A 21,100-nucleotide genomic window follows, 5' to 3' on the forward strand; every position below is an offset into this window, starting at 1 on the left:
AGGACCGGACTTGACCGCAACCGGCCGCAATGGCCCGTCATGGATGGGGCACGGACATGGTGCAACGCCGAAAGGGCCGGATGGCCGAACTGCCCTTTGCCGCCCTTGCGCGCAGTCGGAAGCCAGGCCGGGCATCGCGACGCACGGACGCCCGGCCTGCAATACCGCCCGACGAACAGCCAGACCTGTTTGTCGCCCCCATGCCCGGTATCCGGCCCGTGCTGAGCTATCTCGATATCGCAGTGATCGGCCTGGGGCGGGTGGATGTGCGCCAGTGGCATGCGGGCGAGGGGGCGGACGGGTATCTGTACCATGTAACGACGCAGGCGGATCTGGAAACGATACAGGCCCGGGGCACCATCGTGTTTTCACCGCGCGCGCCACTGGTGCTGACGGAACGCCCCGGCGTGACACTATGGCTTGCAAACATGATGGAAGTCATGGAAACGGACGATATGGCAGGGCATACAGCAGATATGCCGGTCGTTTTTAGGGTAAAACGATTTGTAATCGATGAATTGCTGGAACATGATCCTGACCGGACGCGAAGACACGGTGTATCGTTCTTTCTACTGACCGGCCTGACCCGGCAGGAATAATCTGATCACCGGCAACAAGAAAAAGATCAAAGGACCGGACCTTAATGGAAAATCAGCCCGCGGCTACCGGATTTGACACGGCAAGGCTGCGTACCCTCATCATCGGCTGCCTTGCGGCCCTTGCCGGCCTTATGGCCGGGCTGGATATCGGGGTCATATCCGGTGCACTGGATCTGGTGGCCCAGGCATTCCATGCCAGCACGCTGCAGCAGGAATGGATTGTCAGCGCCATGATGGGGGGGGCAGCCGTAGGCTCCCTGTGTGGTGGCTGGATGTCGCACCAGATCGGTCGCAAGCATGCGCTGCTGGTGGGGGCTGCGGTGTTCGTGGCGGGGTCACTGGCCTGTGCGCTGGCATGGTCGATCCCGTCCATGATCGCAGGGCGCCTCATCATGGGGCTTGCGATCGGGGTGGCGGCGTTCACCGCCCCCCTTTACCTGTCCGAAATCGCCAGCGAACAGGCGCGTGGCGCCATGATCTCGACGTATCAGCTCATGATTACGGCGGGGATTTTCATCGCGTTTCTCAGCAACACCATGTTCAGCTATTCCGGTAACTGGCGCGGCATGTTCGCTGTTGCCGCAGTGCCGGGTGTGCTGTTTCTGATCGGTGTGCTGTTCCTGCCCTACAGCCCGCGCTGGCTTATGATGCGTGGCCGGCGTAAGGAAGCGCTGGAAGTACTGGTGGATCTGCGGGACGACCGTAGTGCCGCCATGCAGGAAATCCAGAACATCAGCCGCCAGCTTCAGCAGAAGCAGCGCGGCTGGAGCCTGCTGCGCAACAACCGCAATTTCCGCCGCTCCATCTTCCTGGGCATGACGCTGCAGGTCATGCAGCAGCTCGCGGGCGTGAATGTGGTGATGTACTATGCCCCCAAGATCTTCGCGCTGGCTGGTTACGTTGGCCCCGCGCAGTTGTGGTGCACCGCCATGGTGGGGCTGGTGAACATGCTGGCTACCTTCATCGCCATTGGCCTGGTGGACCGCTGGGGACGCAAGCCCATCCTGTATACCGGTTTCATCATCATGGCCGTGGGCATGGGCTGCCTGGGTTTCATGCTGAACCGGCCCAGCCTGGGACAGACGGAACAGATCATCTCGGTCTTCATGCTGCTGATCTACATTTCCGGCTTTGCCATGTCTGCTGGTCCCCTGATCTGGGTTCTGTGTTCGGAGGTGCAGCCGCTGCAGGGGCGTGATCTTGGTATTTCCATCTCCACGCTGACCAACTGGATCGCCAATATGATCGTGGGGGCGAGCTTCCTGTCGCTGCTGCAATGGATGGGTAACGGGCCGACTTTCTGGCTGTTTGCCGCGTTCAACCTGTTTTTCGTGCTGGTGACGTGGCGCTTCATTCCGGAAACACGCGACATGTCGCTGGAGAAGATCGAACAGCGCCTTATGGCGGGCCTGCCGCTGCGCGAAATCGGGCAGGGCAGGCCGCTGCCTGACAGCGAGTAACCGGGAGACCGGATTGCGTCTGCCCTGCGGCAGGCATGGTGCGGGGGCACGGTAATATAATGGATGGGCGTAGCCTTATGGCTGCGCCCGTTTTTATTTTGCCGTCTCCCTTTCCATAAGAAAAGGCGCGGACGACCAGCGACTGTTCAAAATAACCTGTTGATAAAAATAAAAGTTTTCAGGTGCCGCCTTTTTTCAAGAAGGCGGCGTTCTTCAAAGCTGTTTGGAAAAGCTTCGCCAGAAACTTCTTTATATTCTGTTGGGTATCTTATGGGCGGCCGTGCCCATCAGTCAGGCTCCCAGCCATCAAGCTGCAAGGCCACACCGGCCAGATACAGGCTGCCACATATGATGACGCGGGCAGGTGGAACATCTGGTCCCGCTGTCGCCGCCAGATGTGTCAGGGCGGCATGCAGGGTGGGACCTGCCGTAGCCCGGCCACCAGCCGCCGCGATGATGTCCGCCACGGGCTGCGCCAGATGCTGGTCCTTTTCCGCCACGGCCTGAATGGAGGCCGCATGCGGCAGCAGGGGCGACAGGAAGCCGGTGGCGTCCTTGGTCTGCTTCATGCCAATGACCAGATGGGTGGGGCGGTCCGCCCATTCCGCCATGACCTGTGCCAGTACCTCGCCCGCACCGGGATTGTGGCCGCCATCGAGCCATAATTCCCAGCCCGCAGGCAGCAGCGCTGCCAGGTGGCCGGACAGGCGCTGCATCCGCGCGGGCCAGCGTGCCTGTGCTATGCCCGCCCATGCCCGTTGTGGCAGCGGCAGGCCACTGGCGCGCAGGGTGGCGATGGCAAGGCCCGCATTATCGATCTGGTGCGCGCCACGCAGGCCGGGCAGGGGCAGGTCCAGCGCGCCATGAGGATCATTGTAGCGCAGACTGGCGCCATCCGGTGCGGGGGTGATGGACCATTCATGGTCCCGTCGCCACAGGGGGCTGCCATGCGTGTGTGCCGTGCGCATGAGCACGTCCATGACGGCGGCTGGCTGGTGGCCGGTGGTGACAGGAACACCCGGTTTGATGATGCCTGCCTTCTCGGTCGCGATTGCCCCCAGCGTATCACCAAGGAATGCCTCGTGATCCATCGAGATGGCCGTGATCGCACACGCCGTCGGGCGATCCAGCACGTTGGTGGCGTCATGGCGGCCGCCCAGCCCGACCTCGACAATTGCAAGATCGGCGGGATGGCGCGCGCACAGCATGAAACCCGCCGCCGTCAGGACTTCGAACACCGTGATGGGCGCGCCCGCATTGACCCGTTCGATTTCTTCCAGAACACCGGTCAGTTCGCGTTCCGTCACGATCCGGCCCGCGATACGGAAGCGTTCGGTTACATGCACCAGATGCGGCGATGTCAGCACATGCACCCGCCATCCACCCGCTTCGGCAATGGCACGCATGAGAGCGCATGTGCTGCCCTTCCCGTTCGTGCCTGCCACATGCACAACCGGCGGCAGGTGGCGCTCGGGGTGGCCAAGGCGCGCCAGCAGGGTTTCCAGCCGGGCCAGTGACAGGTCGATCAGGGCAGGATACAGCCGGTTCAGCCGTTCAAGTACCTGTCCTGTCCGGCCAACGAATTCCGGTCCAAGCGTGGGGGCTTTCATGGGGTGCGCCCTTTTTTGGGGTCAGGCCGCAGGCCGTGCCGTGATGTGACGATAGTTGAGCTGACCAATCAGTTGGCCAAGGGTCACAGGCAGGTCGCCACGTTTGACCACCATGTCCAGCATGCCGTGTTCCAGCAGGTATTCCGCGCGCTGGAAGCCTTCGGGCAGCTTTTCGCGCACCGTATCCTCGATCACGCGCTGCCCGGCAAAGCCGATCAGGGCATTGGGTTCGGCAATCTGCACGTCACCCAGCATGGCGAAGGATGCGGAAACCCCCCCCGTGGTCGGGTTGGTCAGTACGACAAAATAGGGCAGCCCCGCTTCCTTGAGCATCTGTACCCCAACCGTGGTGCGCGGCATCTGCATGAGGCTGATCATGCCTTCCTGCATGCGCGCGCCACCCGACGCGGTAAACACGATCAGCGGCGACTGCTGCAGGATGGCCAGGCGGGCGGCAGCCAGAAAGGCCTCACCCAATGCCGCACCCATCGTGCCCGCGATGAATTCGAACGCCATCACGGCGACGACCGCGTTGTGTCCGCCGATCCGGCCATGGGCCACGGCCATGGATTCATCAAGCTGGGACTTGGCGCGTTCATCCTTCAGCCGGTCCGTGTAGCGTTTGCGGTCGCGGAAGGAGAGGGGGTCAACCGGCACCCTGGGCAGTTCGATACGGGTGTATTCCCCGTTATCGAACGTCCATTCCAGCCGTTCGGGCACGGTGGCGCGCATGTGGTAGCCGCAATGCGGGCACACATTCATCGCCTTGTGCAGGTCCTTGGTCAGGATCATCTGCTCGCATGATTCGCAGTTGGTCCACAGGTTGTCCGGCACTTCCCGCTTGAGCAGGCCGCGGATCTTGGGACGGACATATTCGGTCAGCCAGCTCATGTTGCCTCTCCCTTAAGCTTTCTGGAGGCCTGTTCCATACAGGCAGATGAACGATTGGGCCAGATTGTCATTGCAGCGGGCATTCCAGAAAATCATTCGTGAAATGCCTTGCAGGTCATAAAAAAGTTTTTGGTGAAGCTTTTTACCGAAGCGTCTTCAAAAGACGCCGCCTTATTGAAAAAGCGGCATCCAAGAACTTTTGTTTTTTATCAATGTATTATTTATGAGACAGTTTTGCTTACAGCATGCACTGCGTCAGCCAGCCCGCGCAGTTGGTCCAGCACGGCAGGCACGGTCCGGGCAGTTGCTTTTCCATCCGCATCCAGCGTGCCCGCAAGCGTGTTGAGCAGAGCGGAAGCCACGACGGCGGCATCAGCCGCGCGTACGGCGTTTGCGGCCAGTTCCGGCGTGCGGATGCCAAAGCCGATGGCGATGGGCAGGTCTGTGGCATGGCGCAGGCGGGGCAGGGCCTGCGCCAGTTCATCGGTGCTGGCGGTGCGCGTGCCCGTTACCCCGGTGATGCTGACATAATAGACAAAGCCCGACGCGCCATTGAACACGACCGGCAGGCGGTCATCGGGTGTGGTGGGGGCGACAAGGCGGATGATGTCCAGCCCGGCCGCAGCCGCGGGGCCTGCCAGCAGGTCGGCTTCCTCCGGCGGCATGTCCACCACGATCAGGCCGTCCACGCCCGCTTTGCGCGCATCCACGCAGAAGCGTTCGGGGCCATAGGCCTCGATGGGATTGGTGTAGCCCATCAGGATGATCGGGGTCTCGTCATCACCTTTGCGGAAGGCGCTCACCATCTCCAGCACGCGCTTCATGGTCGAACCGCCCTTCAGCCCGCGCAATGCGGCCTTCTGGATGGTCGGGCCATCGGCTGACGGGTCGGAAAAGGGCACGCCCACCTCTATCAGGTCGGCACCGGCAGCCGGCATGCCGCGCAGGATGGCAAGCGACGTATCATAATCGGGGTCACAGGCTTCGACATAAGGGATCAGGGCACCACGGCCCTGCGTGCGCAGGGTGGCGAAGCGGCGGGCGATGCGGCTCACAGTTTCACTCCCAGATGTTCGGCTACGGTGAAGATATCCTTGTCCCCCCGGCCTGAAATATTGATGACAATGATCTGGTCCTTGCCCATGTCGGGCGCGATCTTGGCGGCGTAGGCGACGGCATGGGCACTTTCCAGCGCGGGAATGATGCCCTCGGTCCGGGTGCACAGCTGGAAGGCGTCCAGCGCTTCCTGATCGGTCGCTCCCACATATTCGGCGCGTCCGATGTCACTGAGCCATGAATGTTCGGGACCGACGCCGGGGTAATCAAGGCCCGCGCTGATGGAATGGGCTTCGGTGATCTGCCCGTCCGCATCCTGCAGGAGATAGGTGCGGTTGCCGTGCAGCACGCCGGGTTTGCCCCGTTCGATGGAGGCGGCGGTGCGCCCGCTGTCCAGACCGCAGCCCGCGGCCTCGACACCGATCAGCTTGACTTCGGGGTCGTCAAGGAAGGGGTGGAAGATGCCCATGGCGTTCGACCCGCCGCCGATCGCCGCCACGATCGCATCAGGCAGGCGACCTTCGGCGGCCATGATCTGTTCCCTGGTTTCCACGCCGATGATGGACTGGAAATCACGCACCATCTGCGGATAGGGGTGGGGGCCTGCCACCGTGCCGACAAGGAAGTAGGTGTCATGCACATTGGTCACCCAGTCGCGCATGGCTTCGTTCATTGCGTCCTTCAGCGTGCCGGCCCCCGCCGTAACGGGCACGACTTCCGCCCCCAGCAGCCGCATGCGGAACACGTTGGGCTTCTGGCGCTCGACATCGGTGGCACCCATGTAGATCGCGCATTTCATGCCGAACAGCGCACACACGGTGGCGGTGGCGACACCGTGCTGGCCCGCACCGGTTTCAGCCACGATGCGGGTGCGGCCCATGCGGCGGGCCAGCAGGATCTGCCCCATGACGTTATTGAGCTTGTGGGAACCGGTGTGGTTCAGTTCCTCGCGCTTCATGTAGATTTTTGCGCCGCCAAGCTGTTCGGTCATGCGGCGCGCAAACCACAGCGGACTGGGACGACCGACATAATCCTTGAGGTAATAATCCAGTTCACGCCGGAATTCGGGGTCCGCCTGCGCCGCCTTGTACGCGCCGTCCAGCTCCAGCAGGAGCGGCATCAGGGTTTCAGCGACAAAACGGCCGCCAAAAATTCCAAAACGGCCGCGACCGTCCGGCCCGCTGCGCAGGCTGTTGGCGCCTGCCTGTGTGTCTGTTGCGCTCAACTTCGCTACTCCGCAAGAAATAGGTGCGTGGCTCAATGGTATCATCATGCAGCCGTCCCGGGCCGCTTATCAGGCGGTTCTGGACCGGATGGCGGTAAAATACCAGCCCCGCCGTATCGTGTGGCGTGTCATGATTTGACATGCTTGCTGTCACATGATGGATGAACAACGACCCGAACCACAGAAAGACCGCCCATGTTTCTAGCCCATCGTCCCGGCGCCCCGGCCCGGACCGTTACGACTGCGGAGGATGCGGCCGGTGCGGCGTGGCTGGACCTGCTCAGTCCCACCGAGGAGGAGGAGGCCCTTGCTGCCGAAGTGACAGGCCTGCGCGTGCCCACCCGTGCCCAGCTGGATGAGATCGAAAGTTCATCGCGCCTCTTCATGGAAGGCAATGGCGTCTATCTTTCCACGCCACTGGTGCGCAAGACACCGGATGACTTTTTCGTATCCCCCGTGGGTTTCGTGCTTATGCCCGGTCGGCTCCTGACCATCCGTTATACCGGGTTCAGCGCGTTTGACGTGGTGGCGCGGGAGGTAGCGGGACAGGCGGCCCCGCTGGTTTCCAACGAAGCGGGGATCATGCTGCTGGAAGCCATCGTGGACCGGCTGGCCGATATTCTGGAACATCTGGGACAGGCGCTGGATGGCATGTCCAAGGATGTGTTCCAGTCGGAGGAGCCAAGCCAGGCGCAGGCAGGCGCGCTGCTGCGCAACATGCTGCGTCGGGTTGGCCGGTCGGGCGATCTGAGTTCATCCGTGCGCGACAGCCTGCTGGGGCTGGAGCGGATTTCCATTTTTCTGGGTGAAAACAAGCGTCATGACCTGTCCGAACGGCTGCAGTCGCGGCTGGCCACGGTGGAACGCGATATCCGTTCACTGAACGATTTCGTATCCCAGACAGCCAACAAGGTGCAGTTCCTGCTGGATGCGACGCTGGGATTCATCAGCATCGAACAGAACAATGGCATGAAGATACTGACCGTGGTCAGCTTTATTGGCGTGGCTCCCACGCTGGTAGCGGGCATCTATGGCATGAACTTCCATGATATACCCGAACTGAACTGGAAATACGGCTATTGGTATTCCCTGGCGCTTATGGCCGCGACGGTGGCGTTGCCACTGATCTGGTTCTGGCGGCGTGGGTGGTTGGGGAAATAGTCGTTTTTACCTGACATATCGACTTCATGATTATTATATTATCGAATCATTTCAATGATTTAGGTTTCAATGGCAAGGGAAACGAAATAAAAGAAAATTCATGAATGCCGGAGCGCGCGCGGATTACCGGTGCCTGCCCGGGTGTGGCGGGGAAGGGAAAGGCCATCATGAAACCGAACCGTACGCTGGGATGTTTTCTGGTCATCACCGGTATCCTGGGTGGGCTGTCCACCACGGCGCGTGCGCAGGTTCATGTCTTTTCCGGCCTGCGGCATGACAGCAACACGGGCCTTGCCCGGTGGCTGGGCGACATTACCCTGAGCGCGCAGATCGAAGGTGGGATCATGGCCAATCCCGCGCGTCCCCAGCCCGGTTACAACTATGGCGATTTTCTTGCCGACCATGCCAATCAGGTCCAGCTGAACCAGGCTGAATTCACGCTGCAAAAAGCGATCGACCCGACCCGGAATACATATCAGGTCGGTTTTACGCTGGAGGGCATGTACGGCTCGGATGCACGGTATTATCAGGTTCTGGGCATCAGTGACCGGGAATGGAATGCACGCTACCAGTTGATCCCTGCGCAGGCGCACATGGATGTCCATCTGCCATGGCTTACGCGTGGCGGGCTGGACATGCAGGCGGGCATCCTGCAGGCCCCGATGGGGGTGGAAGGGCTGGACCCGACCTCCCGGCCTTTTTACACGCTGGCCTATACATCCGAATATTCCGTGCCGTTCGAGCATGTGGGCGCGATGTTCAACTGGCATGTGACGCCCATGGTGGATGTGACATTTGGCATTGATACCGGCAACCAGACATCATTCGGGCATGCGGACAACAACAGCGCGCCAGCCGGGTATTTCGGTTTCAACCTGAACCATCTGGCCCATGGCAAGCTGCGCATTGTGGAACTGAGCCGTGTGGGGCCGGAAAATTCGTGGCGTGCCATCGGTCATTATGAAGCCGATCATACCCAGCGGTTCTGGAATGATATCAGCGCCTATTACCAGGTGAATGACCGGCTGAGCCTGACTGCGGAATTCAATTACCTGCATGACGAGGGTACGCGTGGCATTGGCGCACGCGGGCAGTTCGCGGGTGTGGATGCGGAAAGCTTCGTAAGCTTTCTCAGTTACCGCATCAACCGTGACCTGACCTTCAATTACCGTGGAGAAATATACCGCGACAACAATAACGCCATGGTGGCGACTTTCCGTGGGAACAACGCCTACATGCAGGCGCTGGCTGGAACGGGGGGGGCGGTCGTGCCTGGGCCGTCCGCTTCCAGCCATGGCACGACATATGGTGAAATGACGCTGGGTGTCAGCTACCGTCCCCAGCTTGGCCATCACATCGGGGTTTTCATGCTGCGTCCCGAAATACGCTTTGACCGTGCGCTGAATGGCACCATGCCGTTCAATGGTGGACGCAATAATGGCATGTTCACCTTTGGTGGGGATGCGGTCATCGGGTTCTGAACGTTCTGCCCATCAGTCCGTGCCGTTCATGATGGTGGCCATATCATGTCGCCATGCGGTGAACATGCGCATCCATCAGTGAAAATGCGGTTTGCGCCGGTCGGGTGCAGACGAATATTTTGACATGATGGCGCGTTACAGCCGTAATGACAGTATAATCATCACCATGATGCCAGCCGCCCATGGCATAAGGCCATGCGTATGCTTGACGGCAGGCGATTAAAGGCATATGGTCTGCACAGTCCGGAGCAGGCCACTTCCATGGCAGGCTTGGGATTCCCACCTCTCAGTTAAGCTGCATCAAACCGTTTCATCAGAATATGGTCAGAGGCCCCTTATCGGCGCGCCTTCTCAAACTGATTGCTGGCTTCTCTTTTCCTTTCGTGAACTGCCCACTTATAGGCATATCCTGCATGCAACTCGCCGAACTCAAGGCCAAATCCCCAGCAGACCTTCTGGCTTATGCTGAAAGTCTGAACATTGAAAACGCATCTTCTCTTCGCAAGCAGGAGTTGATGTTCACGATCCTCAAGACGCTGGCTGACAACGATCAGGCCATCTACGGGGACGGCACGCTTGAAATCCTGTCTGACGGATTTGGCTTCCTCCGCTCACCGGAAGCCAACTACCTGCCGGGACCGGATGACATCTACATCTCCCCAAGCCAGGTCCGTCGCTTTGGCCTGCGGACTGGTGATACGGTCGAAGGCCAGATCCGCGCCCCGCGCGACGGGGAACGGTATTTTGCCCTGCTGAAGGTCAACGCGATCAATTTCGAACCGCCCGAGGCCGTGCGCCAGCGGATCAATTTCGATAATCTGACGCCGCTTTACCCCGAACGCCGCCTGAAGATGGAGGTCGAGAATTCGACCGTGGGTGGTGCAGCGGAGCCGCCCGCCAATGGCAAGGGGAAGGGCAAGACCCCGAACCGCGATTTCACCTCCCGCGTGATCGACCTTGTCTCACCCATCGGCATGGGCCAGCGCGCGCTGATCGTCGCCCCCCCGCGGACAGGCAAGACCGTGATGCTGCAGAGCATCGCGTCCTCCATTTCCGCAAACCATCCCGAAGTGTTCCTGATCGTGCTGCTGATTGACGAGCGGCCGGAAGAAGTGACGGACATGGCGCGTTCGGTGCGGGGTGAGGTGGTGTCCTCCACCTTTGACGAACCCGCGACCCGTCATGTCCAGGTTACCGAAATGGTGCTGGAAAAGGCCAAGCGCCTGGTCGAGCACAAGCGGGACGTTGTAATCCTGCTGGATTCCATTACGCGTCTGGCCCGTGCTTACAACACCGTCGTGCCGTCATCGGGCAAGGTGCTGACCGGTGGTGTGGACGCCAATGCGCTGCAGCGCCCCAAACGTTTCTTTGGTGCAGCCCGTAATATCGAGGAAGGTGGTTCGCTGACCATCATCGCCACTGCGTTGATCGATACCGGCAGCCGCATGGATGAAGTCATCTTTGAAGAATTCAAGGGCACCGGTAACTCCGAACTGATCCTTGACCGCAAGCTGGCTGACAAGCGTACATTCCCTGCCATCGACATCACCAAGAGCGGCACGCGTAAGGAAGAACTGCTGGTCGATCGTGCCGATCTGGCCAAGATGTGGGTCCTGCGTCGTATCCTGGCCCCGATGGGTACCATGGATGCGATGGACTTCCTGCTCGACAAGCTGAAATACAGCAAGACCAACCATGATTTCTTTGATGCGATGAATACCTGAACGGGTTGTTTCGTGACGGATTGAAAAAACCCCGGCTGCAAGGCCGGGGTTTTTTGTTTTGAAAGGAAGAGGTTTTTGGTGAAGCTTTTTCATAAAGCTTCGGAAGGAACCGCTTTTTTTGAAAAAGGTGGCATCCAAAAACTTCTATTATTTTTCGACCATGATTTAGGGAATCAGGATCGTGCTGCCTGTGGTCTTGCGTGATTCAAGGGCGATCTGGGCCTGTGCCGCTTCGGTCAGGGGGAAGGACTGACCGATACGTGGTTTGATAATGCCCTGTCGCACCAGCGCGAGCAGTTCACTGGCTGCATGTTCCAGCGCGGGTCGTTGCGCGATATATGTCGTAAGGGTCGGTCGTGTCAGGTACAGACTGCCATGGGAGGCCAGCGTACCGACATCCACGCCCGTCACGGCCCCCGATGCGTTGCCATAGCTGACCATGAGGCCGCGCGGGGCAAGGCAGGACAGGCTGGTTTCAAAGGTATCGCGACCAATGCTGTCATACACGACCGGCAGCATCCGGCCATGTGTCAGGTCGCTGACCTGTTCTTTCAGGCGGTCCGTGCCGATGATGACATCCGCCGCCCCATTGGCCCGGGCCAGTTCTGCTTTTTCCGCCGTTGAGACAACGCCAATGGCGCGTGCGCCCAGATGACGCGCCCACTGGCACATAAGCAGCCCCACACCACCGGCAGCGGCATAGACCAGAATATCCTCGCCCGGCTGGACGCGGTGGACCTCGCGCAGCAACATGTGCACGCTCAGGCCACGCAGCATGATGGCGGCGGCGGTTGTTGCGGAAATATCATCAGGCAGTGCCACAAGCCTGTTGGCGGCAATGGTGCGGAACGTGGCATAACCGCCCGGGGTCGTGACATACGCCACCCGCATGCCGGGCTGGATGCCTTCCACGCCGGGGCCGATGGCAGTTACGGTTCCTGCGCCCTCCATGCCCGGTACAGCGGGCAGGGCAGGGAATTTGTAAAGCCCGGTGCGGAAATAGGTATCAATGAAATTGACCCCGATCGCTTCCTGCCGCAGCACCACTTCGCCTGCCGCCGGGGTAGGGACGGGCAGCGTTTCGGTGCGGAGGACATCAGGCCCCCCGTATTCATGGATGCGGATGACGGTATTCATGTCATGTAATCCCTGTTGGGGTAGGGGGGTTATGGCAGCGGTGTTGCGGAGAGGGTCTCCAGGTCGCGCAGGAACTGCCGGTCGCGCGCACCTTCATCACCGGGATAGGTTTCTGGATCGTATTGGGCACAACCAGTAAAATCTATGCGGTGGCAGGGGATCAGGATAGGGATGGGATTTTCCGAACAGGCGCTGATGATGGTGTCAGTCGAAACATCAGCCAGACGCGCTGCATCCTGCCATGAAACCTGCTGGCCCACGGGAATGGTCTGCATGAACTGCCATGCGCGTATCTGCTCAGGTGTGCCATAGGGCGCAAGGGGCAGGCGGCACAGGGTGGCTTCCCCATCAAAATAGGCATCCAGCCATGTGCGGGCTTCCAGCAGCAGTGGCGTTTCCTCCTGATCGCGGCCCCAGCCCCAGTCCAGCGCCACGATCTTTCCATCCTCGGCAGAGACAGTCAGGGGGGCTAGTGGCGAATGCATTGAAAGTTGTGGCATGTGTCACCTTGATCAGGACAAAGAGGTGAACGATAACGCCGTTCCCGGAACCGACAAAATGATGATGGCCACCATGGAGATGTTTGTGCAGGAAAGTGATCGTCATCCCCCCGTTATTTTTGCACTGGCCAGCGGCCTGTCCCGTGCCGCTATTGCCGTCATGCGGCTGAGTGGCCCGGGGACCGCTGGAATTCTCGAAAGTCTGTGCGGTCGTCTGCCAGCACCCCGTCGCGCTTCGCTGCGCGGGTTGTGGCGGCGCGATGGGGATGCGCCCATTCTGCTGGATCGTGCGTTGGTGCTGTGGTTTCCGGGACCGGAAAGTTACACGGGGGAAGACAGCGCGGAACTGCACCTGCATGCGGGACCGGCGGTCATCAATGCCATGGCCGACACACTGGTGGCACTGGGCGCGCGGCCTGCGGAACCGGGGGAGTTCAGTCGTCGCGCCTTTACCCATGGGCGTCTTGATCTCATGCAGGCGGAAGGGATTGCCGACCTGATCGATGCTGAGACCGAGGCCCAGCGGCGGCAGGCGCTGGCGCAGGTCGATGGTGCGCAGAGCCGCCTGTATCAGGAATGGGCTGACAGGCTGCGTGTGCTGCTGGCACATCAGGAAGCACTGATCGACTTTCCTGACGAGGAACTGCCACCGGAAGTCGAGCAGGGGCTGGTGAACGGTCTGCAGGAACTGCATGCGACCATGCAGGATTATCTGGCCACGGGGGATGGGGCCGAGCGCCTGCGGCGTGGGCTGGTCTTCGCTATTGTGGGGGAGCCGAATGTTGGCAAGTCCAGCCTGCTGAATGCCCTGTCGGGGCGTGATGCCGCAATCGTATCTACCCGGGCGGGCACAACGCGTGATGCGATTGAGATCCGGGTTGTCATGGGGGATGTGCCGGTCACGCTGGTCGATACGGCCGGCCTGCGAGAAACCGATGACGAGATTGAAGCCGAAGGCGTGCGCCGTTCATTGTTTCACGTGAAACAGGCGGATTGCGTGGTACATGTATTTGCAGGTAATTCTCCACCATCCAGGCTGGAGGGGGATGGTATAATGGTATGCAACAAGACCGACCTGTCGCCCGCGCCTGATGGCGTGATCGGGATCAGTGTAGTCACCGGTTCGGGCATGGATGTGCTAAAAGGTATTCTGGCTGACAGGGCGCGCGCCCTGACTGCTGATCGTGCCAGCGCACCGTTTACCCGTGCGCGGCATCGTGCCGCGATAGAGGAAACGGTACACCATATTGGTCGGGCACAGACAATGGCGTGGCCGGAAATGCGCGGGGAGGAAATGCGTCTGGCCATGCGCGCCCTTGGGCGCCTGACGGGGGCTGTGGATGTGGAAGCCCTGCTTGATACGGTGTTTGGCCAGTTCTGCATTGGCAAATAGAGGAAGTGCCGGAATGAGTCGCGTATATGATGTGATTGTCGTGGGTGGCGGTCATGCGGGATGTGAAGCCGCATCCGCCGCCGCGCGCACGGGTGCGCGAACAATGCTGCTGACACATCGGCTGGATACGATTGGCATCATGTCCTGTAATCCGGCTATTGGCGGGATTGGCAAAGGCCATCTTGTGCGTGAAATCGATGCGCTTGACGGCCTGATGGGGATTGCGGCAGATCGGGCCGGAATTCATTTCAAGCTGCTGAACCGTTCCAAGGGGCCTGCCGTGCATGGTCCGCGCGCGCAGGCGGACCGTTCGCTCTATCGTCAGGCCATTCAGGATCTGCTGGCCCGGACCGAAGGGCTGGATATTGTTGAAGGGGCGGCGGGCGATCTGCTGGTTGACGGGCAGGGCCGGGTCGAGGGCGTTGTCTGTGAGGATGGTCGTACCTTTACCTGCGGTGCGGTGGTTCTGGCAACGGGCACTTTCCTGCGCGGGACGATCCATGTCGGACATGACAGTCAGCCGGCAGGAAGGGTTGGGGACCGGCCCGCGAATGCACTGGGGGAACGTCTGGCGGCACTGGGGCTGCGCATGGGACGGCTCAAGACCGGGACACCGGCCCGCATCGCGCGCGACAGTATCGACTGGGATACCCTGGCCGAAGACAGGGGCGATGCCGTGCCAGAACCGTTCAGCCGCATGACGGATGCCATTACGAACCCCATGGTGTCGTGCCGTATCACGGCCACCACGCCGCGCACACATGCAATCATACGCGAAAACCTTCAGCTTTCCGCCATGTATGGCGGGGCGATATCAGGGCGCGGTCCACGCTATTGTCCGTCGATCGAAGATAAGGTCGTGCGGTTCGCGCAGCGTGAATCCCATCAGATATTCCTTGAGCCCGAAGGCCTGCCCGGTACACCCGATGGAGAACTGGTCTACCCCAATGGTATTTCCACCAGCCTGCCCGAAAACGTGCAGGTGGAAATGCTGCGCAGCATCCCCGGTCTGGAACACTGCCGGATCGTCAGGCCCGGCTATGCGGTGGAATATGATTATGTGGACCCGCGCGAACTGGCTCCCACGCTGGAACTGAAAACCATGCCAGGCCTGTTTCTTGCCGGTCAGATCAACGGCACGACCGGATATGAGGAAGCTGGGGCGCAGGGACTGCTGGCAGGGGTGAACGCCGCCCGTTGTGCAGCAGGGCAGGATGGTGTGACGCTTGACCGCGGAGAAGCCTATATCGGCGTGATGATCGATGATCTGACCACGCAGGGCGTGTCCGAACCCTATCGCATGTTTACGTCCCGTGCCGAATATCGCCTGACCTTGCGGGCTGATAATGCCGATCTGCGGCTGACCTCGCGTGGACTGGAATGGGGGTGCGTAGGGAATGCGCGCGCACAACGATATCGTGCGGATCGTGCGGCGATCGAGGTCGCCACAGAGCGTGCACATAGTGAAACTTATAACCCGGAAACATTGCGCAGGGCGGGGGTAAATGTTTCGGCCGATGGGCGTGCGCGCTCGCTTGTGGATGTGCTGGCCACGGATGTATCGCACGAAACACTCGTCCGGATCGCGCCATGGTTTGCAGACCTGCCGTCCCGTGTTGCCCAGCATCTGGCGACCGAAGCCCGCTACAGTGGCTACATTTCCCGGCAGGATCGCGAAATCCGCCAGCTTGCCAGTGAAGGGCGCATGGCCCTGCCAACGGATCTGGACTATGGTCAGGTCGGTGGCCTGAGCACGGAAATGCAGGAACGGCTTGCGCGCGTCCGGCCTGTAACGTTTGGCGCGGCGCAGCGCATTCCCGGCATTACGCCCTCGGCGCTGGTTGCCCTGCTGGCGCATGTACGGCAAAGGCAGGTTGCGGTATGATGGACGTGCCCGATGTTTCACGTGAAACACGTGACAGACTGGAGCGCTATGCCGATATCCTGTTGCGGTGGAACCAGCGGATCAATCTTGTCTCGCCCCATGATCTGCCGCATTTATGGTCGCGTCATATTGCTGATAGCCTGCAACTGGCGCGGTTGATTCCCCCCGGTCCCGTAAGTCTGGTGGATATGGGGTCTGGTGGCGGGTTCCCCGGTCTGGTTATCGCCTGTGCCACGGATGCGCAGGTGACACTGATCGAATCGGACCAGCGCAAGGCTGCCTTTTTGCGCGAAGCTGCGCGGATGGCAGGTGTGCAGGTCCGTGTCTGCGCACAGCGGCTGGAGGTGGCCGATGTGCCGCCCGCGCAGGTCGTGACGGCGCGCGCACTGGCGCCCCTGTCGCGCCTGCTGGAGTGGGGGGCACGCTTCCTGCAGCCCGGTGGCTTCTGCCTGTTTCTGAAAGGACGGAATGCGGAAGATGAACTGACGACAGCCAGCGCAGACTGGCGCATGGCGACAACCCGGATTCCAAGCCGCACGAATGCGGATGGTGTGATTCTAGAATTGAGCGATATCAGGCGTGTCAGAGACCACAACAATGAATGATACGGGAAGCGGGTTTGCATCTTCCCCCCGCATTATTGCGCTGGCCAACCAGAAAGGGGGTGTGGGCAAGACAACCACGGCCATCAATCTGGCGGCGGCTCTGGCGACATCGGGGCTGAAGGCCCTGCTTGTCGATATGGACCCTCAGGGCAATGCCTCGACCGGGCTTGGGGTGGGGTATGATGCCCGTCGAAGCGGCACCTACGCCATGCTGGAAGACGGTGCGCGCGCAGCCGCCGTGGTGCAGCCCAGCGCCGTACCCGGCCTGTCGCTGATTGCGGCGGATACGGAGCTGGCGGGGGCGGAACTGGAACTGGTCATGTCCGACCGGCGTGAATACCGTCTGCAGGATGCGCTGGCGCAGGTCGGGGCGGAATATGATGTTATCCTGATTGACTGTCCGCCCAGTCTCGGCCTGCTGACCCTCAATGCCCTTGTGGCGGCGCAATCCGTGATTGTGCCGCTGCAATGTGAATTCTTCGCGCTGGAAGGGATCAGCCAGCTGGTACGGACCGTCAACAGTGTAAGGCAGTCACTTAACCCGGCGCTAAAGCTCGATGGTATTGTGCTGACCATGTATGACCGGCGTAACAACCTGTCGGAACTGGTGGCCGATGATGCCCGCAGTTTTTTCGGGGATAGGGTGATGGAAACCCTCATTCCCCGCAATATCCGGATTTCTGAGGCGCAGAGTCATGGACAGCCGGTCATGAATTATGACCAGCGTTCGTCCGGCAGCCAAGCCTATCAGGCGCTTGCCATCGAAGTCACGGAGCGTCTGGGACTGCATGCCGTGCAGAAAGGGAAGACCAGCTTATGAAAACCAGGAAGGATGCCGGTCGTCCCCGGCTCGGTCGCGGGTTGGCAGCCCTGCTGGGTGAACAGGTCAACATGCTACCCGCCGCACCGGCTGTGGAAGCACGCAAAACGCCCGAAGCCATTTCCAGTCTGCCGGTTGATGTCATGGAGCCCAGCCCCTTCCAGCCACGTCAGCAGATGGAACCCGGCGCGCTGGATGAACTGGCCAGTTCCATTCGCGTGCGTGGCATCCTGCAGCCCATCCTTGTACGTCCCCATCCCGGGCGTAAGGGGGTTTACCAGATCATTGCGGGCGAACGTCGCTGGCGTGCCGCACAGATTGCGGGGCTGCATGATGTGCCCGTCCATATCCGTCCGCTGGATGACGGGGACGCCATGGCGGCGGCATTGGTGGAAAACCTGCAGCGTGCCGACCTCAACGCCATTGAGGAAGCCGAAGGCCTCCAGCGCCTGCTGGATGACTATGACCTGACGCAGGACGAACTGGCCAGCGCCATTGGCAAGTCCCGTCCGCATGTAGCCAATATGGTGCGCCTGTTGCAGTTGCCACCGCCCGTGCGGGATGCGGTACGTCATCAAAGCCTCTCGGCGGGACATGCCCGTGCCCTGCTGGCGCATAGCGATCCCGTTGCAGCACTGAAGGTCGTGCTGGCGCAGGGGCTGAATGTCCGGCAGACGGAAGCCCTGGCCAGGCAGCAGGAACGTAAGACTGCCGCTGCGCGCGACAAGGCGGAAAAAGCAGCCCGCAATCCTGAAATCACCGCGCTGGAACGTGACCTTGCCGCCAGACTGGGGCTGAAGGTACAGATTGCCTTTGACGGGAAGGGCGGCAGCATCCGGATTGATTACCGCTCGCTGGAGCAGTTCGATGGCCTGCTGCGCCTGCTGCAGCAGTAGGAATTTAAAAAAGTCAAAAATTCCCCTTGCCAGACAACAGGGTGACTGCTAGAAGCCCTCTCACCCAAGCGGGTAACCCTGTGGGCGCATAGCTCAGTTGGTAGAGCAGCTGACTCTTAATCAGCGGGTCCAAGGTTCGAGCCCTTGTGCGCCCACCATAGGGTTAACAGGATTACAGAAATCCCCATCAAGGCATTGCCGGTGGGGATTTTTTGTATTCCGGACCCGGCGGCATATCGGGCAATGGCACATGGCACATGGCACATGGCACATGGCACATGGCACATGGGGCGGGGCGTCGTCATTCCTTTTGACCGGATATGCCTTTAAGGATTGTTTCAGGAACGCCCGTCGATAAAAAAGTAGTGAACGTTTCCGGGTGTCCCTTTTGTCGAAAAGGGCGAAGCGTCACCAAAAACTTTCTTACTGATCTGCAGGATATTTCGTGAGCAGACTTTTGAAACAGTCATATGGGCAGGCGGGATGAAATCCCATTTTCCCCTGATCGGGGTCACGCTGGACAGCGAACTGCCCGCAACGGAAGACAGGGCCGGGTATTCCCGCTTTCCATGGTATGCGATCCGTCAGAATTACATGGACATGATTGCGGCGTGCGGTGGGCTGCCGGTCGCCCTGGGCCATGACGCGTCGCAGGCGGCGGCCATGGTCGCACGACTGGATGGTCTGGTGGTGACGGGGGGCGCGTTTGACGTGCCGCCTGACCTGTACGGCGCATCCGACCAGCATGCCAGCGTGCAGACCAAGCCCCGGCGGACCGTGGCGGAAACGGACCTGATTCACGCTGCGATGGCGCGGGGCATTCCCATTCTGGGTATATGTGGCGGCATGCAGCTTCTTGCTGTCATGATGGGGGGATGGCTGGTGCAGCACATCCCCGATACCTATCCCGCAGCCCTCGCGCATGAGCAGCTCAATCCGCGGGATGAGGCCGGACACGCGGTGAACGTGGTTGCCGGCACGCATCTGGCGCGGCTGGTGGGGCAGGATCGGCTGGCAGTGAATTCATCCCATCATCAGGCAGTAGGGGATGCAGGACGTGCGGTGATCTGTGCTACAGCGCCTGATGGGATTGTCGAGGCCATTGAACTGCCCGGCCATCCATTTTGCATCGGGGTGCAGTGGCATCCGGAATTTGGCATATCGGCAGGAGACCGTCTCCTGTTCGAAGGGTTGATCGACGCTGCGAGGCAGATACGAACATGACACAGGACCATTCCCCACCGTCTACCCCGGAACGGGGCGACCGTATCGCCAAGTGGCTGGCCCGGTCCGGCGTCGCCAGCAGACGTGATGCGGAACGCATGATTGCCGAAGGCCGGGTCAGGCTGAACAGTGCGGTGGTCACCCATCCGGCAACGTTTGTGGATGCTGGTGATATCGTTCAGGTGGACAACAACGTGGTCAGCGCGCCTGACCGCACGCGGCTGTGGCGGTACCACAAGCCAGATGGTCTGGTGACAACCCATCGAGATCCCGAAGACCGCCCGACCGTATTCGATTCCCTGCCGCCGGGACTGCCGCGCGTCATAAGTGTGGGGCGGCTTGACCTGAACAGTGAGGGGCTACTGCTTCTTACCAATGATGGCGAACTGGCCCGCAGGCTGGAACTGCCCAGCAATGGCTGGATACGCCGTTACCGCGTGCGTGTGTTCGGGGTGGTGGATGAACGGATGCTGGCTGCCCTTGCCCATGGCAGCGAATTCGAAGGCGTGCGTTATGGCCCGATCGAAGCGCAGCTGGATTCCGCCAAGGGGGATAATGCGTGGCTGACCGTTTCCCTGCGTGAAGGCAAGAACCGCGAGGTCCGTAAGGTCATGCGCGGGCTGAACCTGCATGTCAGTCGTCTGATCCGCACGTCTTATGGTCCGTTCCAGCTTGGCACGCTGCAGCGTGGCGAGCTGGAGGAAGTGACCGGCAAGGTCATCCGTGAACAGGTGCCCGGCCTGCCCCCCGCCAAGTCACAGCGCAGGGCGTAATGCGTATTATCGCGGGTGAATGCCGCGGCCGCACCCTGCATGCTCCGTTGGGACAGGCCACGCGCCCCACGGCGGACCGTGTGCGGCAGGCGCTGTTTGATACGCTGGCCCATGCGCCGTGGGCGGGAACAGACCGCCTGCGTGGTGCGCGCGTTCTGGACGGATTTGCGGGCACGGGGGCGCTGGGGCTGGAAGCCCTGTCACGCGGTGCCGCCAGTGCCGTGTTTATCGAACAGAATCGTGCTGCCCTGCGGTCCTTGCGTGAAAATGTTACGACCTGTGGCATGGGTGATCGCGCCACGATCCGTGCAATGGATATGCTGCGCCTGCCGCCACGGGGGGTAGCCGGGCCGGTGGATCTGGTTTTTCTGGACCCGCCCTATAACCAGGACCTGCCAGTCCGCGCGCTGGCAATGCTGGAACGCGGCGGCTGGCTGCATTCCGCGACATTGGTAGTGGTTGAAACGGCGGCAGCGGAATCCGCCCCGGTGGCTGCTGACCGGCTTCTGCTTGAACGCAGGCATGGGGCCGCATGTCTGTATGCATGGCGACATGGGCCGGACGACGCGGCATAATTGATTGCCGTATTTTTGCCAGCGGCCTTCTGTCTATGGGGTGGACGGGGTTATAGTGGTGCCGTTTGACGGAAATGGCGGCCAT

Annotated in this window: 19 protein-coding genes and 1 tRNA gene; 14 read left to right on the top strand and 6 right to left on the bottom strand. The window is 60.7% G+C overall.

Annotated elements, in window-relative coordinates; all coding sequences use genetic code 11:
• The first annotated feature begins 56 nt into the window (after nucleotides 1–56).
• Nucleotides 57–599: a hypothetical protein gene (locus MSKU9_RS11290; RefSeq protein ID WP_227002470.1), complete on the top strand. Its 543-nt coding sequence runs from the start codon at nucleotides 57–59 to the stop codon at nucleotides 597–599.
• Nucleotides 600–643: 44 nt separating this feature from the next.
• Nucleotides 644–2,059, top strand: coding sequence for a sugar porter family MFS transporter (locus MSKU9_RS11295; protein WP_141261543.1), 1,416 nt, complete (start codon nucleotides 644–646; stop codon nucleotides 2,057–2,059).
• Between the two features lie 287 nt (nucleotides 2,060–2,346).
• Here MSKU9_RS11295 and MSKU9_RS11300 read toward each other — a convergent pair whose 3' ends face one another.
• The 4 genes from MSKU9_RS11300 to trpB all read right to left on the bottom strand — a co-directional run bounded on the left by MSKU9_RS11300 (nucleotide 2,347) and on the right by trpB (nucleotide 6,841).
• Entirely contained in the window at nucleotides 2,347–3,669 is a 1,323-nt protein-coding gene (locus MSKU9_RS11300) for a bifunctional folylpolyglutamate synthase/dihydrofolate synthase (protein ID WP_141261544.1), read from the bottom strand.
• 21 nt (nucleotides 3,670–3,690) lie between these two features.
• Nucleotides 3,691–4,560 carry an acetyl-CoA carboxylase, carboxyltransferase subunit beta gene (accD, locus tag MSKU9_RS11305; RefSeq protein WP_141261545.1) on the bottom strand — a complete coding sequence of 290 codons (870 nt, stop codon included), beginning with the start codon at nucleotides 4,558–4,560 and terminating at the stop codon, nucleotides 3,691–3,693.
• Nucleotides 4,561–4,781: 221 nt separating this feature from the next.
• A complete protein-coding gene (gene trpA, locus MSKU9_RS11310) occupies nucleotides 4,782–5,615 on the bottom strand; it encodes a tryptophan synthase subunit alpha (RefSeq protein ID WP_141261546.1) in 834 nt (277 codons plus the stop codon).
• Nucleotides 5,612–6,841 carry a tryptophan synthase subunit beta gene (trpB, locus tag MSKU9_RS11315; RefSeq protein ID WP_141261547.1) on the bottom strand — a complete coding sequence of 410 codons (1,230 nt, stop codon included), beginning with the start codon at nucleotides 6,839–6,841 and terminating at the stop codon, nucleotides 5,612–5,614. Before trpB ends, trpA begins: the two co-directional genes overlap by 4 nt.
• A 195-nt stretch (nucleotides 6,842–7,036) precedes the next feature.
• On the opposite strand from trpB, the gene MSKU9_RS11320 reads away from it, so the two are divergent.
• The 3 genes from MSKU9_RS11320 (at nucleotide 7,037) to rho (ending at nucleotide 11,207) form a co-directional block, all read left to right on the top strand.
• Entirely contained in the window at nucleotides 7,037–8,002 is a 966-nt protein-coding gene (locus MSKU9_RS11320) for a magnesium transporter CorA family protein (protein WP_141261548.1), read from the top strand.
• Nucleotides 8,003–8,169: 167 nt separating this feature from the next.
• Nucleotides 8,170–9,483 carry an outer membrane beta-barrel protein gene (locus MSKU9_RS11325; protein ID WP_141261549.1) on the top strand — a complete coding sequence of 438 codons (1,314 nt, stop codon included), beginning with the start codon at nucleotides 8,170–8,172 and terminating at the stop codon, nucleotides 9,481–9,483.
• Between the two features lie 413 nt (nucleotides 9,484–9,896).
• Entirely contained in the window at nucleotides 9,897–11,207 is a 1,311-nt protein-coding gene (rho, locus tag MSKU9_RS11330; RefSeq protein ID WP_141261550.1) for a transcription termination factor Rho, read from the top strand.
• A 165-nt stretch (nucleotides 11,208–11,372) separates the two neighbouring features.
• Here the strand turns inward: rho and MSKU9_RS11335 are convergent, their stop codons facing one another.
• Nucleotides 11,373–12,344 carry a quinone oxidoreductase family protein gene (locus MSKU9_RS11335; RefSeq protein ID WP_141261551.1) on the bottom strand — a complete coding sequence of 324 codons (972 nt, stop codon included), beginning with the start codon at nucleotides 12,342–12,344 and terminating at the stop codon, nucleotides 11,373–11,375.
• A 29-nt stretch (nucleotides 12,345–12,373) separates the two neighbouring features.
• Nucleotides 12,374–12,829, bottom strand: coding sequence for a methylated-DNA--[protein]-cysteine S-methyltransferase (locus tag MSKU9_RS11340; protein WP_141261583.1), 456 nt, complete (start codon nucleotides 12,827–12,829; stop codon nucleotides 12,374–12,376).
• A gap of 73 nt (nucleotides 12,830–12,902) precedes the next feature.
• Between MSKU9_RS11340 and mnmE the strand changes: the two genes are divergently transcribed.
• From mnmE to rsmD, 9 genes are all read left to right on the top strand, one after another.
• On the top strand, nucleotides 12,903–14,237 hold the full coding sequence (gene mnmE, locus MSKU9_RS11345; RefSeq protein ID WP_193557692.1) for a tRNA uridine-5-carboxymethylaminomethyl(34) synthesis GTPase MnmE: 1,335 nt from the start codon (nucleotides 12,903–12,905) through the stop codon (nucleotides 14,235–14,237).
• A gap of 13 nt (nucleotides 14,238–14,250) precedes the next feature.
• The gene (gene mnmG / locus MSKU9_RS11350; RefSeq protein ID WP_141261553.1) at nucleotides 14,251–16,122 is read left to right on the top strand and encodes a tRNA uridine-5-carboxymethylaminomethyl(34) synthesis enzyme MnmG; all 1,872 of its coding nucleotides are present in this window, start codon (nucleotides 14,251–14,253) and stop codon (nucleotides 16,120–16,122) included.
• Nucleotides 16,119–16,727, top strand: a complete 609-nt coding sequence (gene rsmG, locus MSKU9_RS11355; protein ID WP_141261554.1) for a 16S rRNA (guanine(527)-N(7))-methyltransferase RsmG — start codon at nucleotides 16,119–16,121, stop codon at nucleotides 16,725–16,727. Before mnmG ends, rsmG begins: the two co-directional genes overlap by 4 nt.
• On the top strand, nucleotides 16,720–17,547 hold the full coding sequence (locus MSKU9_RS11360; RefSeq protein WP_141261555.1) for a ParA family protein: 828 nt from the start codon (nucleotides 16,720–16,722) through the stop codon (nucleotides 17,545–17,547). Before rsmG ends, MSKU9_RS11360 begins: the two co-directional genes overlap by 8 nt.
• Nucleotides 17,544–18,443: a ParB/RepB/Spo0J family partition protein gene (locus MSKU9_RS11365; RefSeq protein WP_141261556.1), complete on the top strand. Its 900-nt coding sequence runs from the start codon at nucleotides 17,544–17,546 to the stop codon at nucleotides 18,441–18,443. The genes MSKU9_RS11360 and MSKU9_RS11365 overlap by 4 nt, the downstream gene beginning before the upstream one ends.
• A gap of 82 nt (nucleotides 18,444–18,525) precedes the next feature.
• Nucleotides 18,526–18,601, top strand: a tRNA-Lys gene (locus MSKU9_RS11370).
• Between the two features lie 325 nt (nucleotides 18,602–18,926).
• Nucleotides 18,927–19,667: a gamma-glutamyl-gamma-aminobutyrate hydrolase family protein gene (locus MSKU9_RS11375; RefSeq protein ID WP_141261557.1), complete on the top strand. Its 741-nt coding sequence runs from the start codon at nucleotides 18,927–18,929 to the stop codon at nucleotides 19,665–19,667.
• Complete coding sequence (locus MSKU9_RS11380; RefSeq protein WP_141261558.1) at nucleotides 19,664–20,440, top strand: pseudouridine synthase; 777 nt, start codon at nucleotides 19,664–19,666, stop codon at nucleotides 20,438–20,440. Before MSKU9_RS11375 ends, MSKU9_RS11380 begins: the two co-directional genes overlap by 4 nt.
• On the top strand, nucleotides 20,440–21,015 hold the full coding sequence (gene rsmD / locus MSKU9_RS11385) for a 16S rRNA (guanine(966)-N(2))-methyltransferase RsmD (protein ID WP_141261559.1): 576 nt from the start codon (nucleotides 20,440–20,442) through the stop codon (nucleotides 21,013–21,015). The genes MSKU9_RS11380 and rsmD overlap by 1 nt, the downstream gene beginning before the upstream one ends.
• Nucleotides 21,016–21,100 lie beyond the last annotated feature (85 nt).

Origin of the sequence: Komagataeibacter diospyri (genome assembly GCF_006538165.1) — a bacterium.
GTDB lineage: Bacteria > Pseudomonadota > Alphaproteobacteria > Acetobacterales > Acetobacteraceae > Komagataeibacter > Komagataeibacter diospyri.

Bases quoted from the DNA above. Each gene is read 5' to 3' on its own strand.
- MSKU9_RS11290 (WP_227002470.1), top strand. From the start codon at position 57: ATGGTGCAACGCCGAAAGGGCCGGATGGCCGAACTGCCCTTTGCCGCC.
- MSKU9_RS11295 (WP_141261543.1), top strand. From the start codon at position 644: ATGGAAAATCAGCCCGCGGCTACCGGATTTGACACGGCAAGGCTGCGT.
- MSKU9_RS11300 (WP_141261544.1), bottom strand. From the start codon at position 3,669: ATGAAAGCCCCCACGCTTGGACCGGAATTCGTTGGCCGGACAGGACAG.
- accD (WP_141261545.1), bottom strand. From the start codon at position 4,560: ATGAGCTGGCTGACCGAATATGTCCGTCCCAAGATCCGCGGCCTGCTC.
- MSKU9_RS11320 (WP_141261548.1), top strand. From the start codon at position 7,037: ATGTTTCTAGCCCATCGTCCCGGCGCCCCGGCCCGGACCGTTACGACT.
- MSKU9_RS11325 (WP_141261549.1), top strand. From the start codon at position 8,170: ATGAAACCGAACCGTACGCTGGGATGTTTTCTGGTCATCACCGGTATC.
- rho (WP_141261550.1), top strand. From the start codon at position 9,897: ATGCAACTCGCCGAACTCAAGGCCAAATCCCCAGCAGACCTTCTGGCT.
- MSKU9_RS11335 (WP_141261551.1), bottom strand. From the start codon at position 12,344: ATGAATACCGTCATCCGCATCCATGAATACGGGGGGCCTGATGTCCTC.
- MSKU9_RS11340 (WP_141261583.1), bottom strand. From the start codon at position 12,829: ATGCATTCGCCACTAGCCCCCCTGACTGTCTCTGCCGAGGATGGAAAG.
- mnmE (WP_193557692.1), top strand. From the start codon at position 12,903: ATGATGATGGCCACCATGGAGATGTTTGTGCAGGAAAGTGATCGTCAT.
- mnmG (WP_141261553.1), top strand. From the start codon at position 14,251: ATGAGTCGCGTATATGATGTGATTGTCGTGGGTGGCGGTCATGCGGGA.
- rsmG (WP_141261554.1), top strand. From the start codon at position 16,119: ATGATGGACGTGCCCGATGTTTCACGTGAAACACGTGACAGACTGGAG.
- MSKU9_RS11360 (WP_141261555.1), top strand. From the start codon at position 16,720: ATGAATGATACGGGAAGCGGGTTTGCATCTTCCCCCCGCATTATTGCG.
- MSKU9_RS11365 (WP_141261556.1), top strand. From the start codon at position 17,544: ATGAAAACCAGGAAGGATGCCGGTCGTCCCCGGCTCGGTCGCGGGTTG.
- MSKU9_RS11375 (WP_141261557.1), top strand. From the start codon at position 18,927: ATGAAATCCCATTTTCCCCTGATCGGGGTCACGCTGGACAGCGAACTG.
- MSKU9_RS11380 (WP_141261558.1), top strand. From the start codon at position 19,664: ATGACACAGGACCATTCCCCACCGTCTACCCCGGAACGGGGCGACCGT.
- rsmD (WP_141261559.1), top strand. From the start codon at position 20,440: ATGCGTATTATCGCGGGTGAATGCCGCGGCCGCACCCTGCATGCTCCG.